At 27.0% G+C, this 18,541-nt stretch carries 17 protein-coding genes; 1 reads left to right on the forward strand and 16 read right to left on the reverse strand.

The annotated features are described in order from the left end of the window. Nucleotides 1–55: 55 nt before the first annotated feature. From OIF33_RS11680 to OIF33_RS11755, 16 genes are all read right to left on the reverse strand, one after another. The gene (locus tag OIF33_RS11680) at nucleotides 56–1,177 is read right to left on the reverse strand and encodes a glycosyltransferase (RefSeq protein ID WP_322504434.1); all 1,122 of its coding nucleotides are present in this window, start codon (nucleotides 1,175–1,177) and stop codon (nucleotides 56–58) included. A gap of 27 nt (nucleotides 1,178–1,204) precedes the next feature. Then, nucleotides 1,205–2,383, reverse strand: coding sequence for a glycosyltransferase (locus tag OIF33_RS11685; RefSeq protein WP_322504435.1), 1,179 nt, complete (start codon nucleotides 2,381–2,383; stop codon nucleotides 1,205–1,207). A 13-nt stretch (nucleotides 2,384–2,396) separates the two neighbouring features. Next, a complete protein-coding gene (locus tag OIF33_RS11690) occupies nucleotides 2,397–3,593 on the reverse strand; it encodes a glycosyltransferase (protein ID WP_322504436.1) in 1,197 nt (398 codons plus the stop codon). A gap of 25 nt (nucleotides 3,594–3,618) precedes the next feature. Further along, nucleotides 3,619–4,566 carry a carbohydrate deacetylase gene (locus OIF33_RS11695; RefSeq protein WP_322504437.1) on the reverse strand — a complete coding sequence of 316 codons (948 nt, stop codon included), beginning with the start codon at nucleotides 4,564–4,566 and terminating at the stop codon, nucleotides 3,619–3,621. A 3-nt stretch (nucleotides 4,567–4,569) separates the two neighbouring features. Further along, nucleotides 4,570–5,538, reverse strand: a complete 969-nt coding sequence (locus OIF33_RS11700) for a glycosyltransferase (protein WP_322504438.1) — start codon at nucleotides 5,536–5,538, stop codon at nucleotides 4,570–4,572. Between the two features lie 15 nt (nucleotides 5,539–5,553). Further along, on the reverse strand, nucleotides 5,554–5,976 hold the full coding sequence (locus tag OIF33_RS11705) for an adenylyltransferase/cytidyltransferase family protein (RefSeq protein ID WP_322504439.1): 423 nt from the start codon (nucleotides 5,974–5,976) through the stop codon (nucleotides 5,554–5,556). Between the two features lie 13 nt (nucleotides 5,977–5,989). Further along, on the reverse strand, nucleotides 5,990–7,144 hold the full coding sequence (locus OIF33_RS11710; protein ID WP_322504440.1) for a CDP-glycerol glycerophosphotransferase family protein: 1,155 nt from the start codon (nucleotides 7,142–7,144) through the stop codon (nucleotides 5,990–5,992). 17 nt (nucleotides 7,145–7,161) lie between these two features. After that, complete coding sequence (locus tag OIF33_RS11715; RefSeq protein ID WP_322504441.1) at nucleotides 7,162–8,190, reverse strand: glycosyltransferase family 2 protein; 1,029 nt, start codon at nucleotides 8,188–8,190, stop codon at nucleotides 7,162–7,164. Between the two features lie 79 nt (nucleotides 8,191–8,269). Next, on the reverse strand, nucleotides 8,270–9,466 hold the full coding sequence (locus OIF33_RS11720; protein ID WP_322504442.1) for a glycosyltransferase: 1,197 nt from the start codon (nucleotides 9,464–9,466) through the stop codon (nucleotides 8,270–8,272). Nucleotides 9,467–9,483: 17 nt separating this feature from the next. Then, entirely contained in the window at nucleotides 9,484–10,593 is a 1,110-nt protein-coding gene (locus OIF33_RS11725) for a glycosyltransferase family 1 protein (protein ID WP_322504443.1), read from the reverse strand. Between the two features lie 20 nt (nucleotides 10,594–10,613). Beyond that, complete coding sequence (locus OIF33_RS11730) at nucleotides 10,614–11,690, reverse strand: EpsG family protein (protein ID WP_322504444.1); 1,077 nt, start codon at nucleotides 11,688–11,690, stop codon at nucleotides 10,614–10,616. Between the two features lie 27 nt (nucleotides 11,691–11,717). Continuing rightward, entirely contained in the window at nucleotides 11,718–12,602 is an 885-nt protein-coding gene (locus OIF33_RS11735; RefSeq protein ID WP_322504445.1) for a glycosyltransferase family A protein, read from the reverse strand. Nucleotides 12,603–12,621: 19 nt separating this feature from the next. Then, nucleotides 12,622–13,728: a glycosyltransferase gene (locus OIF33_RS11740; RefSeq protein ID WP_322504446.1), complete on the reverse strand. Its 1,107-nt coding sequence runs from the start codon at nucleotides 13,726–13,728 to the stop codon at nucleotides 12,622–12,624. Further along, on the reverse strand, nucleotides 13,694–14,851 hold the full coding sequence (locus tag OIF33_RS11745; protein WP_322504447.1) for a glycosyltransferase family 4 protein: 1,158 nt from the start codon (nucleotides 14,849–14,851) through the stop codon (nucleotides 13,694–13,696). The genes OIF33_RS11740 and OIF33_RS11745 overlap by 35 nt, the downstream gene beginning before the upstream one ends. A gap of 18 nt (nucleotides 14,852–14,869) precedes the next feature. After that, nucleotides 14,870–15,514, reverse strand: a complete 645-nt coding sequence (locus OIF33_RS11750; RefSeq protein ID WP_322504448.1) for an acetyltransferase — start codon at nucleotides 15,512–15,514, stop codon at nucleotides 14,870–14,872. 2 nt (nucleotides 15,515–15,516) lie between these two features. Beyond that, the gene (locus OIF33_RS11755; protein WP_322504449.1) at nucleotides 15,517–16,134 is read right to left on the reverse strand and encodes a sugar transferase; all 618 of its coding nucleotides are present in this window, start codon (nucleotides 16,132–16,134) and stop codon (nucleotides 15,517–15,519) included. 511 nt (nucleotides 16,135–16,645) lie between these two features. Here OIF33_RS11755 and OIF33_RS11760 point away from each other — a divergent pair. Next, nucleotides 16,646–18,526 carry an ABC transporter ATP-binding protein gene (locus OIF33_RS11760; protein ID WP_322504450.1) on the forward strand — a complete coding sequence of 627 codons (1,881 nt, stop codon included), beginning with the start codon at nucleotides 16,646–16,648 and terminating at the stop codon, nucleotides 18,524–18,526. The last annotated feature ends 15 nt before the right edge of the window (nucleotides 18,527–18,541 follow it).

An 18,541-nucleotide genomic window follows, 5' to 3' on the forward strand; every position in this document is an offset into this window, starting at 1 on the left:
TTTAGATATCATTACACCTTTGCTTAGTTATACCAAATATAAATTTAGATACATTTTATAAAATTTCTTCTCTTCTCAATTTATTATCAATAATATGTTTAATATTTTCATATACAGATTCCCAATTACTTTCTACAATAAGTCCTGTTTTACCTTGCTCTATCTGTTCATTAGCACCAGTAAAATTCGTTGTTATTATTTCTTTATTTAATACTTTTGCTTCTGCAAGAGTTAAACAATATCCCTCATGTCTTGATGTCTGAACATATATATCTGCCATTTTCATGTAAGGATATGGATTTGTCTTAGCACCTAATAAAATAAAATCATCTTGTAACTTATATTCCTTTATAATAGATTCATATTCTTTCCTCGAATTTCCTTCACCAACACAATACCATCTAACTTTATATCCCGCTTTCTTTAATCTAGCTAATGCCTTTATTCCTAAATCTTGGCCCTTTTCTACTGAAAGTCTCCCTACAGTTATTATTTTTATTCCTTCAAAAGCGTCATCAAAATCTACTTTTTCACAAGCCATATCTCTTATCACTTCTTTTGAAACTATATTTTTAAAAACTTCTGATTTGTTTGATATTGATGAAAATTTTTTATCGAACTTAGCCTTTCCTTCTTTAGATACAATAAAAATTTTATCCATTTTACTATATAATTTTAAATATAAATTAGTATTAATATCATGTTTTGATACATCAAAATGTACCCATCCAATCTTTTTTTTAGCCTTAACTTTATGTGTTATATATGAATCTATTATTTCTGTTGGTCCTGCATAAGCTATAGCAACATCATATTCATCTTCTTTTATAGGAATACTTCTTAAAATATTTTTATAATAAAGATATCTATTTTTAAAATGCTTGTCTATAAAGTAGGAAAATGTGAATAGCACTCCGTCAATATACTTCTTTTTCTTTATATAATTTTTTAATATTACTTGTGGTGCTTCCATTATTATAGGCTTTATATCTTTAAACCACATTGCCTCTTCAACTTTAACCCAACTAGGTATATGATTTAAAAACCCTCCACTCTTATCTAAAAGTAAAACAGTAACCTCATATTCTTCTCTAGGAATTATTGATAACAAAGAAAGTAACGATTTCTCAACGCCACCAATATTCATACTACTAACCATGAATAATATTTTTTTCATTACGCTCATCATCCCTCTTCTAGAAACTTAAAAATCAAACTTCTCTATTTCCCCTGTAGTATCAACTAAATCTTGTGCTAGATTACTTTTCATTAAATTTCTTAACTTTTTATCTATTATAATTCTTTTAATAGCCATGTATATTTGATCCTCATTGAAATTAACTATTAAACCGTTTTTTCCATTTTTAATCTGCTCACTAGCTCCAGTAAAATTTGTTGTTACTATAGGATTGTTAAAACATTTAGCCTCAGCGAGAGTTATACAATAACCTTCATGTCTTGAACTTTGAACATATATATCACATTCTTTCATAAAAGGATAAGGATTTGTTTTACTTCCTAGGAGAATATAATTTTCTTTAAGATTTTTATTTTTTATCATGTACTCAAGTTCTTTTCTCATAACACCTTCACCGATACAGTACCACTTAACCTCATAACCATCCTTTTTTAATCTTTCTAAAACTGGAATTATTATATCTTGTCCCTTTTCTTTGCTCAATCTTCCAACAGTTAATATTCTTATTCCATCAAAATCATCAGTAAATCCTTCGTCTTTATTTGCCATCTTATTTACAAAATCTGAAGATATAATATTGAAGAATACCTCTGTTCTATTTTTTAAGCTTGGTATTAAACTATCTACTTTATTTTTCCCTTCCCTTGAAACAACAAAAATCTTATCAAACTTACTATATGCTTTTTCAGCAAACTTCTTGTTAAATCCAACTTTAGTTATATCAAAATGAATCCATTGTACTTTCTTCTTCGCCTTTATCTTATTAGCAACAAAATATGTTATGAAATCCATCGGTCCAGCATATGCTACAGCAATATCATATTTCTCTTCTAAACTATCTACATTCTTTAATAAATATCTATAATAACAAGAAATATCACCTTTAAACTTTGACATAAAATAATTTAAAAAAACTTCAAGTGCATTAATATATTTTTTCTTTTTTAACAACTCTTTAACTAAAGTTTGTGGTGGTTCATTAATATATTTTTTTAATTCTTTATATTCATTGACATATTTAACTTCAACCCAATCTGGAATTTGCTCCAAAAATCCACCATACTTTTCTAATAATAAAATAGTTACTTTATACTTTTCTTTTGATAATTGATTTATCATTGTTAATAAAGCCTTTTCAGTTCCCCCAATATTCATATTTATTGCCATAAATAATATACTTTTCATATAAATTTATCCTTTAACTAGATTCAAGTAATTTATGAAACTTTTCAAATTCTTCTAAATTACCTTTTTTCTCTTCTCTTAAATATTCAACTATACTTCTTCTTAAATTACTATCATTAATTAACTTAACTATTCCTTCATAAACACCTTGCGAATTCATATCAACAACTAGTCCATTTTTTTCATGAATCATCTGATTAAAAACAGCATCAAATCTAGTAGTTACTATAGGTTTATTTAACATTCTTGCTTCTGCAATAGCTAATCCAAACCCCTCAAATTTAGATGTTTGTACATAAATGTCACAATCTTTTATATATGGATATGGATTAGGTTTGACTCCTAGTAGCTTAAAGTTATTTTCTAAATCATTCTCTTTTATATATTTTTCTATTTCCTCTTTTAACGGTCCTACTCCTAAAGCATACCATCTAAAATTAACATCTTTTTCTTTTAACTTCTTACATGTATCTAATGCAATATCATAACCTTTTTGCATAGCTAGTCTTCCAATTGTAAGTATTTTAATGCCATTGAATTCATCTTCGTAACTTTTCCCTATATTAGCCATCTTAAAAATAAAATTTGGATCATTTATATCATATATAATCTCAATCTTGCTATGATATTCAGGAAAAGTTTCTAATAATATATCTTTAGTTGAATGAGAGACTGCTATAATTTTGTTATACCTATCATAATATTTTTTTTGAAATGTTTTTTCGACTTGATCTAACCTATAGCTTACATTAACCCAAGCATACTTCTTTCTTGCTTTTATCTTATCTGATACATAAAATGTTGGAATTCCTTGAGCATAACTTATAGCAATATCATACTCTTTCTCATTAATTTCTATTGCATTTGAAGCACATTGCCAAAATAACCTAGCCTTTTGAGCATTACTATATTTTTCTTTTCTTATTTCCTTAGAAAATTTAATTCTAGAATTCAACATTTTAAAATTCATTTTTCTTATAGAATATAAAATTGATTCTTTTATACTTAAATTTGCAAACTCTGTATACTGAAGAGGTTTTAATAACTTAACCTTTTTGGGTATTAATTCTTCTAATGATCCACCATATCCAAATAATTGTAAATCAATTTCATAAACTGAGTAATCTATTAATGATAAAAGTGTTATTAAACTTTTTTCTGCTCCAGCACAGTGTAAAGAATCTATAACAAATAGTATTTTCTTTTTCATTTACTATACCACCTTTATATTCTAATTAACTAATTCTTATCTTTTTATATAAAATTTTAAAAGCGTAATTACTTCCATATCTTATAATATTGAAAAAAGATTTAAGTTTATTTTGTGGCTTTATTATAGAGGATATATCAGAATACTTTATTATATTAATTCCAAACTTACCTATAGCATCAATGACATCTTTATCTAATAATAAATTGTATTCATGTATCCTCTCTTCATATGTTTCAGTAATCTCTCTTATATCCCTATCATCTACAGACGGGTGTATATGAACCTCGCTTATTCCATTTGGTAATTTACTCAACATTTCTATAAATCCCTTCTTTTTCTCCTCATAGTCAATAAGTAAATCTTTATACGGAAATTTAAAAACATAATCAGGTATTGGAACATTATAAATGTCCGCTATAGAAGCAAAAAATTGTGAAGCTGGATATGAATCACATAAATTGGAAATTTTTTCACCCACAAAATATGGACCTCTTCTACACCATCTCGTTGCTACTTTGTATTCTTTGCATTTTTTACATAAATAAATATATGCTAATGGGTTATGAGTTGGATATATTGCATATCTATGAGTATCTACATGAGAAATTTTTATACCATCATTTACAATTTTTTTAAATTGCATATCAATTTCTTTCTTCAATTCCTTGTATTTGAAATTTTTCATAAAATAAAACTTATCTTCAAATAAATACCCTGAATCATCCTCTAATGAAGCTTTTCTTGTTAAACTATTAAATTTTTTATTTGATCCTCCATTTACAAGTGTAAGATGTAATCCTATACTATTAGAATTATTTTTACTCCAACTAGCAGCTTGATCATAAGAAGCAACATTAGGCATCAATGTAGCAGATGATATTCTGTTTTCATTTAACAAATTTATTATTGCTTCATTAATGGAATTGCTTAAACCAAAGTCATCTGCATTAATAATCAAATACTTTTTCATAAATCACTTTTTCCTTTTAGACTTTAAAATTATTAATAATCTACTATTTAAACTTAACAATATCATTGTTATTTTCATCTTATTTGTTAATATTTTATTTCTAATTAATAAATGAAATCTTTTCTTTACTTCATTTCTTATAAAATTTAATAATCTATACTTATCATCAAATCCAATAACTTGATTTATAATATAGTTAATATGATCTATACATGCGTATCCAAAACATGCAACAACTCTCTCTTCAAGCATTGGATACTTATTCATCATAAATTCTAATATTTCATCCCAACCAATAAATGCTTGTAGTCTTTTTTCATTATAAGTGGTTGTAAGAATACTATTTTCTCTTTTTACATATATATACCCAGTATAATCGAGGTATATCGATTTTTTAGCATTTGCAAAAAGCTTGTAAGTTGTTGATAAATCCTCATGTATTCTTCCTTCTGGAAACATTACGTCTCTAAAACATTCTCGTTCAAATAATTTATTACATAATGAAAACCTGTATAAAATCCCTTTAAATAATTCTCTTAATCCATCAATGTTATTTAATTCAATAATTGACTCGGTATCTTCTTTATCAACTAAATTCCCATTAATTTCTCTACCTAACTTACATATAGATATATCTGCATTCTCATCTTTACATATATAATATAATTTTTCATACATATCTTTTCTTATATAATCATCAGGATCTACAAATCCAATATATCTTCCTAAAGCTAAATTAATTCCTGAATTTCTAGCTGAGCTTACTCCACCATTAATCTTATGTATTACTTTTATTCTATTATCTTTTAAAGCATATTCATCACAAACCTTTCCACTTCCATCTTTTGATCCATCATTAACTAGAATTAATTCAAAATCAGTAAATGTTTGATTTAATATACTTTCTATACACTTGGATAAATATTTTTCTACATTGTATATAGGAACTATAATACTTATTTCTGGCTTCATTTAACTACCTCATTTTTATTTAATAAAACTTAATTTTTCTCTTAATATAGTTGAAGATGTATCCTTTGTGTATGGAAAGTACACTATATCTACACCAACTTTTTTAAATTCCTCTTCAACTTCTATAAATAATGGTTTACCCTTCCAGTCATCTCCAACAAACATTACGTCAAAGTTTAGGTTTTTCCAGGCCCAAAATTTATCTCTATTTTCTTGAGCAACAACTCTATCTACGTATTCTAAAGCTTGTACAATTTCACATCTTTCATCAAAAGGTATTATTGGTTTTTTATTTTTATATTCTTGAACTAGCTCATCAGTACTAACCCCTACTATAAGATAATCACACTGTTCTTTTGCCCTTTTTATTATATTTAAATGTCCAATATGGAACATATCAAAAACCCCTGTTGTATAACCTATCCTATATTTTTTCATCCCTATATCCCCCTTATTTAAAACAAACTTCCTCTATATGTTTCAATAAATTTTCACAACATTTTCCTTCTTCAAAACTCCCTATTTCTTTTGAAAAATCTTTTAAACCTTTCTTGTATTTATATAAATCAAAATCTTCTATAGCAGCTTTTAACTCAATATTATTTTTTACTGATATAAAAGGAAGAGCTTTTATATCAAAATATAATTTTCTATCTGCCTTTGTATATTCATCTAAATCTGGTACATATAAAAAACATGGTTTTTCACTTAAAGCAAAATCAAACATTAATGATGAATAGTCAGAAATTAATATATCTGATACACTTAATAACTCCTGTATATCATCATATGAAGTTACATCTATTACACCTTCTCCAAATACTAAATCCCTTGACTTAGAAACTAAATGCGGATGTAACTTAACTAAAAAAAACCAATCATTATTAAACTTATTTTTCAAACTATTGATGATTAAAGAATAGTCTATGTTGTAAACTTCTAATCCATTATTTTTTCTAAAAGTAGGAGCATACAATATTATCTTTTTATCCTTATTTATATTTAGCTTATATTTTATCTCTTGATTTGCCATAGTATTTTTCTCAAAGAAAATATCATTTCTTGGCGTTCCATGTTCAAAAATTTCTCCATCATACCAGAATGCTCTTTTAAAAATATCTGTACTATACTTACATCCAGATAATAACAAATCTATTTTTTTAGAATCAGACTTTGCCATTTTAACATAATCTTTTGGCAAAGTATCTTCTGCATCTCTTTCTATCTGCTTAAGTCTTAAAGAACTATGCCAAGTTTGAATATAATATTGATCTTTTCTTTTTATAAAAGTATCTGTTGTTCTAAAATTTGTTATAATTATCTTAGATGTACATAATTCATAAATGTATCTTAATGATGTTATTTTGACTTTTCTTACTCCAGGTATATTTCCCTTAGATTTTAATGAACTAAAAGCCCAAACCAAATCAAATTTTCCTGGATAATTTTTAACTATGTATTCTGAAATATACTTAGGATTACATCCATATTGACTTCCATAATAACTATAAAAAAAAATCTTGTTTTTCTTTATTGGCAGGCAATTAAAAATTTTAGTTATTGCTATTACTATTGCTTTACTGAACTTTTCTTTTTTCTCATTCATTCTTTATTACTCCTTATTTAAAGGTCTATTTTCATTAAGCCATCCTCAGCCTTCTTAAGTTTTAATTTTCTAAGAACTTTATTTGTAAGCATATACATTTCACTTATAGTAGGATTGATTTTAAATAATTTTAACTGCCACATTAATTCTGTTTCATTTTCAAGAGATTTTTTTATACCTTTATAGTCATCTCTAATATATTTTTTAATACCATACATGTGGTTTTCTCTATTTTTTATATTTTTCTTCTTTTTTAGCAACTGATAATGAATGACACTTGTTTTGAAAAGTATCTTATGAGATTCACTTATTAAGCTACTATATTTTTCTTCTATAAACCTATGTCTTTCCTTAAGTCCTTTTAAAATATCTAAGTTCCTTTCTGTATATGTGGCTACTATACTATCTTCACGCTGCATATAATAACACATTGGTTTATGAATAATTACATATTTGTTTACTCTATCCATTACCTTATGTGCCCAAAAAACATCCTCAAAAAGAACACCTTTTTTAAATGATATATCTTTTACTAAACTTGTTTTATAAAGCTTTCCCCATGCAAAATTTTTTACTCTTTCATTTACAACAAGCTCATACATTAATTCTTCTCTCTTTAAAACTATAGGCTTCGATTCCTCTAAATAATATCTATTATCATAAAGCAAATAATTTTCATAAGCATAATAAAATCCTGATTGAACAACATCTGCATTTAATTCTATGGAATTTTTCACAAGTACTTCTATCATCCCTGCCTTAAGCCAATCATCACTATCTACAAAAAGAACATAATCTCCAGTTACAAAATCCATTCCATAATTTCTTGCATCTGATAATCCTCCATTTTTTTTATGAAGAGCCTTTATTCTCCTGTCATTTCTTTCGTAACAATCAGCTATTTCTCCACATTTATCTGGTGAGCCATCATCAACTAATATTATTTCTAAATTTTCATATGTTTGATTTATTATGCTATCAACACACCTATTTAAGTAATTTTCTACTTTATATATAGGAACAATTACACTTACCTTAGGCAACATAAAACTCCTCCACAAACTAACCCAATATTTTTCAAAACATTAAATAAATTATCCTTTAATTATTTAATGACTTATAACCTTATAAATTTATCAATTCATACAGTTTATTTAACTCATACGGATTTCCATAATCACTTTTTTCACAATTAAGAGTCAAACTTTTTCTTAATGCTTCATCTTTGAATAGTTTTTCTATTCCATCTGCTATCCCTTCAACAGATAGGTCACATATATATCCGTCAAAGCCTTCTTTAACTTGACTTATTGCTGTGGTGTAGTTTGTTATCACAACGGGTTTCCCTAATATTTGAGCTTCACCTACAGTTACAGCCTTACCTTCATACCTAGAAGGTTGTACATATAAATCACATGTCTTCATATAAGGATATGGATTAGTTTTCTTTCCTAATAAGATAAAACTTTCTTGAAGATTGTTTTCTTTTATCAAACTTCTAATAACCTCTTCATCGCCACCATAGCCTACTACATACCACTTAATATTAGTTAATCCTCTTTCATGTAAAAGCTTTAAGGCTTTTACTCCATTATCAATTCCCTTAGCATGAGAAAGCCTTGCTACAGAAAGTATTTTAAAGCTATTATCTTTTTCTATGTTTTCTTCTACCTTTTCTTCTGCCATCTTTTTTATAAATTCCGGTGAAGTTATATTTTCTATAACCTTAAGTTTTTTCTTTAAGCTAGGGTATTTTACTAAAAAAGCATTTTTACATTCCTCTGATACAGCAATAATATAGTCAAATTTATTCCACATTTTAAGATCTAATTTAACATCTGTTTCTATAGTTGAATAATCAGTATGAATCCAAGCTATCTTTTTCTTAGCCTTTACTTTTTCAGCTATAAAGTAATGAGGCCAAAGATAACTTATTGCAACATCATATTCTTTTTCTATTTTTGGTAAGAAAGGAAGACTGTATTTCCACATAAGCTGCATCTGATAAATACCATACTCATGGACTTTGTTTAACTTTCCCTTTAAATTTGCAAATATTTTTGCTAAAATTCTTGAAGTCCCAAGGAAAATATGCCCCTCTTTTAAGGTTTCACTTATAGATTCTCTAAAGGTTGCATATTTACTATCTTCTTTTAAGAGATTAACTTTATTAGTAAGTAAAGGCATTAAATCTCCAGTATGACTATATAACATTAAATCAACTTCATAATTATCATAATCAAAGTTATCAAGCATACTTATAAGACTTCTCTCAACCCCTCCAACTTCCATATCGAAGGATCCTATTAATACTTTTTTCAATAACTTCACCTCCTATCTTAATTAAACTTATAAACCTTTAATAAAGTATTTATTATATTTTCTAAATCGTATCCCTTATTCTTAAAAGCTTTTTTTATTAATTTTTGATTCTTATCTTTTCTTCCAACTAACTTTAAAGCCTCTTCACTCCAGACTTTAGATTCATCTTTTAACTCTATTTTATTTACTAACCCTAACCCTAAATCTGCCTCAGGCTGTATGGCCTCAGAGACTAAGCAAGGTAAGCCACAAGCTTGAGCTTCCAACATAACTAACCCTAGTCCTTCATATATAGATGGAAAAATAAATAAATCTAATGAATTTAGAATTTTTTCTGTGTCTTCTCTTAATCCTAAGAAATAAAATCTATCATATATTCCTAAATTCCTACACTTACTTTCCATTTCATTTCTTAGCTCTCCATCTCCAACTAATATGCATCTAACATTGTTATTTTCTTTAATCATGCTATTTATTGTATCTATTAAGAAACTATGATTTTTAGAAGTCTTAAATGTTCCTATATGGCCAACCACAACATCTGATTCATTTATTCCTAACTCTTTTCTTATATTACTTTCCTTACAATTTAAGAATTTTAAATAATCTATATAATTAGGAAGTTTAATGTAATTCTTATTTTTTGTTATACATTGTCCAAATAGATATTTTCCTGCATCATCACTACATGCTAAATAATTGGTAGAAAAAATTTTTATAATGCCTCTCATTAATGACATATATACTTTTCTAATAAAGCTCATATCATTATCTAAGTTTGTATGTGCATGAGATATCCTTACTTTAACTCCGCATATTTTGGCTGCAATCATAGCAATTCCACAATTAAACAGAGTGTGTGCATGAACTGCTTCATAAGGACCATTCTCCCTTATAACCATACATAATTCTCTTATTGACTTAACCATACCAACCTTATTAGGCGAAGTTATTCTTATTACTTTTCCCCCTAAAGACTCAATTTCTCTATCATAATAAGCTTCTTTTTCATAGTAGGATATGAAATGAAAACTTACGTCTTTATTAACTTTTCTATATAGGTTCATAAGCATAGTCTCTGTTCCACCTATATTCATTCCACCTACTATATGAAGTATTCTTTTCATTTCATCCTCCTAATTAACCTTTATTCAATCACATAATAAAAATATTTGCTTATACTAAAATTACTACTATAAACAATTCTTAAACTTATCTTATATTCATATATAAAAAATAAGAAATAACATACTAAAAATCCAAAATAAATTAACCGTCTTTCACTTCCAAAAAAACACTTCTTTATAATATATGCTAATAGTACGAAGCTATAAATTTGAAAATATATAGTAAATCTTGCAAATATCCAATTATATAAAGAAAATCCCATTATTAAAAAACTAATTAATGACATGTTTATAAAAACATTTGCCTCCGTCCATTCTTTTAATTTATCCCTCTTTATATAAGATAAAATTACCGGTACAGCAAATACTATAACTCTCAATATATTACTTCCACCTTCATTAAAGTTTTGATAATCAGCATATTTAGAATTTCCTAATAATTTATATATAATTTCCATTAATGGCTCATATAAAATCATACCTATTAAAAATAATACTAATAGTTGATATATTTTCTTAGACCAAGCTTCAGTTCGTACAACATAGTACGCTGGAATCATAACAAAAGCTGAAGTATGAAAAGTGGTCATTAAAATACATAAGAATAAATACTTTTTAAATTCTCCCTTTATTATGAAAGAAGTTCCTGCAAAAATTATCGATGCTGCTAAAGATTGTCTTATTCCATTCATAGTTACTAAATAATATCCTGATGCTATATATGTAAAAACAGCTAATTCAAAGTAACTATCCTTACAATACTTTCTTATAGTCCATAAATTTAGTACTGTAGTAATTACGGCTGTAACAAATATCATAAACTGTGGATCCTTTGATATACCTTTTAAAATTGCTAAAAATAAAACAAATCCTGGTTCGTATCCACCCTTTGGATCATATCCCGGTTCTATTAAACTATATAAATGAACATAGGCCGGAGTATCACCTATTCCCCATCTTAATCCAGCAAGTAATGCCAAAATCAATATAACAAAAATAGAAAAATATAAATTAGGATATTTTTTTTTTGTTTTCACTATTCTAGCTATTAAAGAAAGTACATATGATGATATTAAAGCAAAATAAAAAGCAGCCATTAATTTCTCCTTTCATTCTTTTGTTAATCAATCGTTTTTCTTTATATATAAATAAAGTGAAGCTCCTAATGGAATTGATAATAAAGTTAATATTTTGTATGGAGATTCTTTTAAGAAATTTTTGTTTCTACTAAGAAAAGAACTGGATACATAATGCACACTTTCTTTAAACTTAAATTTTAATGTGGCTCTTGAGTTCTTAATATTTTCAACTCTATAGAAAGCAAATCCTTTTGGATTTTTTTTATATTGCTTTATCATATTTTTAGATGAACCATCTTCTAAATACTCAACTATACATAAAACATCATTTGTTAGTGCTAATCTATACTCTTCATCTAACTTATAGTATTTATAAGCTAGTCCAACATATTTTTCTCCTTCAAATATTGGATATGGAAACTTTTTAGTTAACTCGCTTCTATATACCAACTTCTTATCGCCTGGTATTTTGTATTTATTATTTATCTCAAACAGAGTAGATTCTTTTAATTCTTCTGGAAAACTTCCTCCAATTATATCGCCACTTTCATAAGCATCTAACCCAGCTAAGCCAGCTATTTTTTTATTATGCTTTACTCTATTCCAACTTTTCTTTATCTTTTTCACTGCATCCTTTGGCATATAATCATCTGAATCTATACATACATTTAATTCTGTATCTATATTTTCATATGCTGTGTTGTGTGCACCATGCATACCTTGGTTATTTTGATAAATATAATTTATTTCAAAACCATTATTTTCATTTTTCCACATCTCTACTAATTCTTTTGTATTATCAGTAGACCCATCGTCTACTATTAGCCACTTAAAATCCTTACAACTTTGTTTTTTTAAGCTTTCATAACACTTGTGTAATATATATGCCCTATTATATGATGGTGTAAACACTGTTAGTAACTTTTCCACACTACTACTCCTTGTTAAATCAACTTATTAATTTTTTATAATTTTTTTCTATTTTTTTAACATAAGACTCTATATTGTAATTTTCACTTACAAATTTATTTGCTTCTTCCCCATATTTTATGGCTTTGTCTTTATCATTCTTCATGTCTTCTAAAGCTTTTATAAATTCTTTGTAATTTCCTTCCTTTATTAAGACACCTGTTTTTCGATTTATTACCTCACCGATACTTCCTACATCCATAGAGACTATTGGCTTTTTAAATGCCATTGCTTCCAGTAAAACCATTGGCAGTCCTTCATATAAAGACGGCAAGAAAAATACATCTATTATTGGATAGAATTTATACGTATCCTTTTGAAATCCAGTTAATATAAAATATTTTTCTAATTTTAATTCTTTTATTAGAGACTTAACTTTATCCTCTTGAGAACCACTTCCCACTAAAAGAAATTTACAATCACTAAAAGTTTCCTTGTGTTTTGAAAATTCTCTTATAAATGGAATAATACCCTTTTGCTCATCTAATCTACCTATAAATCCAAATATTTTTTTATCCCTTGGAATATTAAACTCATTTATAATTTCATTGCTTTTATTTCTGTCAAAACTATTTATTTCTTTTATGTCCATAGCATTAGATAATATTTCTGTTTTATCTTCTCTAAAATACTTAGTATTTTCCTTATAAAAGTCAAAAACTAACTTTCCACAACTTATGTTATAGTCATATCTAGGTCTAAGATAACTATCCAAAAGCTTATTTACATTTTTATCTTTTAGGAATGGGTAGCAATTATGTATATGAGATATAACCTTAACATCTAGTCTAAAAATTCTTTTTACTAAATAAGCATTTAAGGAAGCATTATTATCATGAGCATGAATTATTTTTATATCATTTTTTTCTATAATATTCTTTAAACTACTTAGTGTCTTGAATAATTTCTTATTTGAAAAAGTTATGTCATAGCTTTCTATTCCTTCTTTTTCAAAAATTTCTCTTAAGGCTCTTCCACCACATACCGCTACTGGAGTATATCCCCTCATATTCTTACACATTAGAAGTGCCATTTTTTCTGCTCCACTTAACTTATTCATTGGTAATATATGAAGACATTTTTTCATTATAACTCCCTCCTTCTTGAAGGTTCTTATATATAAATTTAAGTTCTTCTAATACACTTGAAATCGCATAGTTTTTAACCTCTTTTAAAATTCCCTCTTCATTAGCTGATGTTAAATAGCAATTTTCTATAGCTTTAGCTGTAGCCTCAAAATCATCAATTTCAACTAAACTTCCAATAAAGTCATTACAAATAATATCTCTATTTCCTCTTATATTGGTAGCAACTATTCTTTTGCCATTAGCCATAATCTCCATTAAGTTTCTAGGTAACCCTTCTCTATATGAAAGAAGTACTCCTATATCACTTGCATTTATTAATTCATTTATATCTGTCCTAAACCCTAAGAAAATTATATTTTTTTCTAACTTTCTATTTTTAACCTCTTCTCTTAAACCTTGAAGCTTATCACCTTCTCCAACAATTAGGCATTTTATATTTTGATATTTATCCTTTAACAATTCCATTGCCTTTATGAGTTGAATTTGGTTTTTATTTTCGTTAAGCTCGGCAATCATTATTACTACAAAATCCTCTTCCTCTAAGCCTAACACCTCTCTCTTTTTACTTTTTTCTTCTTTTCCTAAAGAACTATATTCATCGAGATTTAATCCAACACCATTTACCAAATAAGCCTTTTTAGGTTTCAGCTTATTTTTAGTTATTTCAAAATCTTCCTGATTTATATTGATAGTTACATCTGTAAGCTTAGCCATAATTTTTTCTATAGGATAATATAAAATCCAACCAATCTTTGGTCCATTTTTTAAAAAGTGATATCCATGAGCTGTGTAAATTGTTTTTAACTTCTTAAATTTAATTTTTAAAAGCCTTCCATATATAGAGGCTATAGGAGTATGAACATGAACCATATCATATTTATTTTCTTTTTGTATCTTTATTAACTCCTTAAAAGCCTTTAAGTTATCTAAACTTAAAGGATTTCTACTAAAGGATATATTATGAATATTAATACCTTTTTTTATTAACCTCTTATCAATCTCTTTGTCTATAGAGCAAGCACAATGAACCTCATATTCATTGTCTATAAGCATCTCTATATGAGGAATTAAAAATGCATTTACAGTTCTACTAACTGTAGTTACATATAGGACTTTTTTCATGTTCACACCTCCTTTAATTCATAAATTAATAGTCCTAGCTGGAACTCCTACGGAAGTTGTCCATTTATCTACATCCTTAACTACAACGGCTCCAGCCCCAATTATAGCTCCTTGTCCAATTCTTTTATTTTGAATAATAGTTGAACCCGAACCTATTAAAACACCTTCTTCTATATGATCATGCCCTGAAATATTAACATTCCATAAAAGAGAAACATAATCTTTAATTACCGAATTGTGACCTATTCCACATTTTGGGCTTATAATGACTTGATTTCCTATCTTTATATCAACGGTAATAATAACTCCTGGATAAATAATTGTTCCTTCCCCAATATTATTACTTTCGTGAATATAAATATCTGGATGTATTAATGTTGCAAAGCTAACCTTACCATTAATTTTTTCTACAATATTCTTTTTTACAGCATAATTAGTAATTGCTATTACAGCATCAATATTTTTTCTATAAGCAGTGTAATTTAGTAACCAATTCACTCCTCCTAAAACTTTATATCCTAGGATCTCAGTGCCCTGTATACTTTGGTTATCATCAATAAATCCTAATACATTCCAACGTTTTTCTCTCTTATTTATTTGATTAATAATTGAAATCAACTCTTGTCCTACTCCACCAGCACCTATTATTACTAAATCCTTCATTATTAATTACTCCCATTAAATTTAACTGTGGTAGCCATACCCTCTTGACTTATTCCTTCCTTTTTAAACAATTTATAAAAAGTAAAAATAAATATTTTAAAATCAAGTTTTAACGACCAATTATCCACATAAAAAATATCCAACTCAAACTTTTTCTCCCATGATAAAGCATTACGACCATTAATCTGAGCCCATCCTGTTAACCCAGGCATAACATCATGTCTTCTTATTTGCTCTTTACTATATAAAGGAAGATAATCAACAAGTAATGGTCTTGGCCCTACTAAACTCATATCACCTTTTAGTATATTTATTAATTCTGGAAGTTCATCTAAGCTTGAAGATCTAAGTTTTTTTCCAAAAGGAGTTAACCTCTCTTCATCTGGAAGGATATTTCCCATTTTATCTACTCCATCTCGCATTGTTCTAAACTTCATCATTTTAAAAACTTTATTATCTTTTCCAACCCTTTCTTGAGTAAATATAATAGGACTTCCTAACTTAGTTCTAACTAATATTGCAACTATAGCTATAACTGGTAATAAAAATATCAGTCCTCCTAAAGCAATGCATATATCGAAAATTCTTTTTATAAAAAATTGATATCTTTTCTCTGCCATATTTGTCCCCTTATTAGTTTTTATAATCTTTATTTACGAAAAAATTATTCTTTCGAAAATCATGTTACACCATTTTATTTTTCTGTTAAAGTCTTAAAAAATTCACATTTTTTTCTATTTATTTATTTTTTTATGATTAATTTAATTTCCATATAGTTATAATAAATTTGTAAAAAAAATCATCTCTATTTAATACTGATTTTTCTTTTTAAAGTTAATTTCCTATTAATTTCATTTGCTTATAACCCTTTATCTAACAAGCTTTTCTTATATTATCCGTGAAATATCTATATGACTTTTTTCAACAAATATTTTTTGTTAATTTTTTTCAAACTTTAAAATACCATGAATATATTTCAACTTTAAAACTTTATGCTCTCCTAAAAAAAATTATTCATAAATTTTAATTTTTACCTTAAATTTACATCAAGTTTCTTATTTATAAAAAACATTATGCTACTATTATTAGTATGATTTTTATAAATTTTAAGTTTTGAGAGGTGTTTTTATATTGAAAGAATTAAAAGAATTATTTAAAAAGATGAAATGGATATATCTCCAGTCAAAATTAATACTCCCCTCTCTAATTTTGATAGTAATAATAAGCTCAACATTTTCTTTAATAGGAGTTTATAATGCCTTAGTTTCAAAGAATCTAATTGATAGTGCTATTTCTGGAAATACTCCTGATGTTATAAAATGGCTAACAATAATGGCTTCTATAATGCTCCTTAATATATTAAGTTCACCAATAACCACTTTAATAAAAACTTATACCTCAACTAAGATGTCTCAAACCCTTCAAAAAAAGATTTATGCCCATATAACTTATAGTAACTGGCAAGAATCTTCTAAACATCATAGTATGAGTCTTTTAAGTAGATTGACTAGCGATGTTGGTACTATTACAGGAACCGTTATGCAAACAATTCCTGCCATAATATCATTATCAGTAACCCTTCTTGCATCGCTTACAACTTTAATCTACTTAGCTCCTGCGGTAGCAATGGTAGCCGTTTTTATAGGTCCGTTCTTATTGTTAATAAGTAGGTTATTTGCAAGAAAACTAAAAAAAATCTACAAAGAAATTCAAGAGGAAGATGTTAAATATAAGACTTTTATTCAAGAAAGCATAAAAAATTTAATAATCGTAAAAACTTTTTGTCTAGAAAAAGTCAATTTAGATAAGTTAAGCGAAATCCAAAAGAAAAGATTTCACCTTAGTATGAAAAATACTAAAATAGGGATAAAGTCTGGAATGACTTTAAGTATCTGCTCTTCTATAGCATATTTCACAATCTTTTGTTGGGGAGCATTAAATCTTTCAAAAGGAATAGGAACTTATGGAACTCTTATGGCAATGCTTCAACTCTATAATAAAATTCAAGGTCCTTTTTCAGCATTAGCTGGTACATTTCCTAGTTTAGTTGGCTCCATAGCTGCCACTGAAAGACTTATGGAAATTGAATCCTTGTCTCTGGAGAATCATAAAGATTTGGAAGATGGTTTAGATGCTTTATGTACACCTAAAAAATTAAAAACTAATAGGAAGAATTTTGAGGACTCTATGGATATAAATTCAATTAACTCTAATTACTCAAAAGAATATATAACTAATGATTTAAATATTAATTTTAAGGATGTTTCCTTCTCCTATGATGAAAACAAACCAATTTTAAAAGATTTAAATCTCTCTATAGAAGCTGGTGAAATAATAGGATTAATTGGACCATCTGGACAAGGTAAAACAACATTAATTAAAATTCTTCTTTCACTACTTAATATTAATGATGGAAATGTTTCTTTAAGTTCAAGTGAATATGCTGATTCTTTAATAGCTATAGATTCTTTGAAGGAAGAAGATGAAAATAAATCAAAGGAATTTTATTATAGGAATGAATTAGCACCTATTCATAGAGAACTTATATCCTATGTTCCTCAGGGAGATACTCTTTTTTCAGGAACCATAGAAGAAAATCTAAGACATGGTAAACCTAATGCAACTTTGGATGAAATAATTAAAGCAACTAAAAAAGCCTGTGCTTTTGATTTTATAGAAGAATTAACTGAAGGCTTTAATACAGTTATTGGAGAAAATGGTCTTGGAATATCTGGAGGACAAGCTCAGAGAATAGCCATAGCCAGAGCATTTTTAAGAGATAAGCCGATCTTAATTCTGGATGAAGCAACATCAGCCTTAGATCCTGAAACAGAACTTAAAGTTATTAAGGAAGTTAAAAATCTTCCTCATAAGCCGCTCTGCATAATAATAACTCATAGACCATTAGCTTTGGGTATATGTAATAGAATTTTAGAACTTAAAGATGGTTTTATAAATGAGATAAACAAAGAAAATCTAGAAAAGATAACTCTTATTGAAAATATTAACTAATTCCTATATTTTAAG

Origin of the sequence: Clostridium sp. LIBA-8841 (assembly GCF_034439435.1) — a bacterium.
Lineage (GTDB): Bacteria > Bacillota > Clostridia > Clostridiales > Clostridiaceae > Sarcina.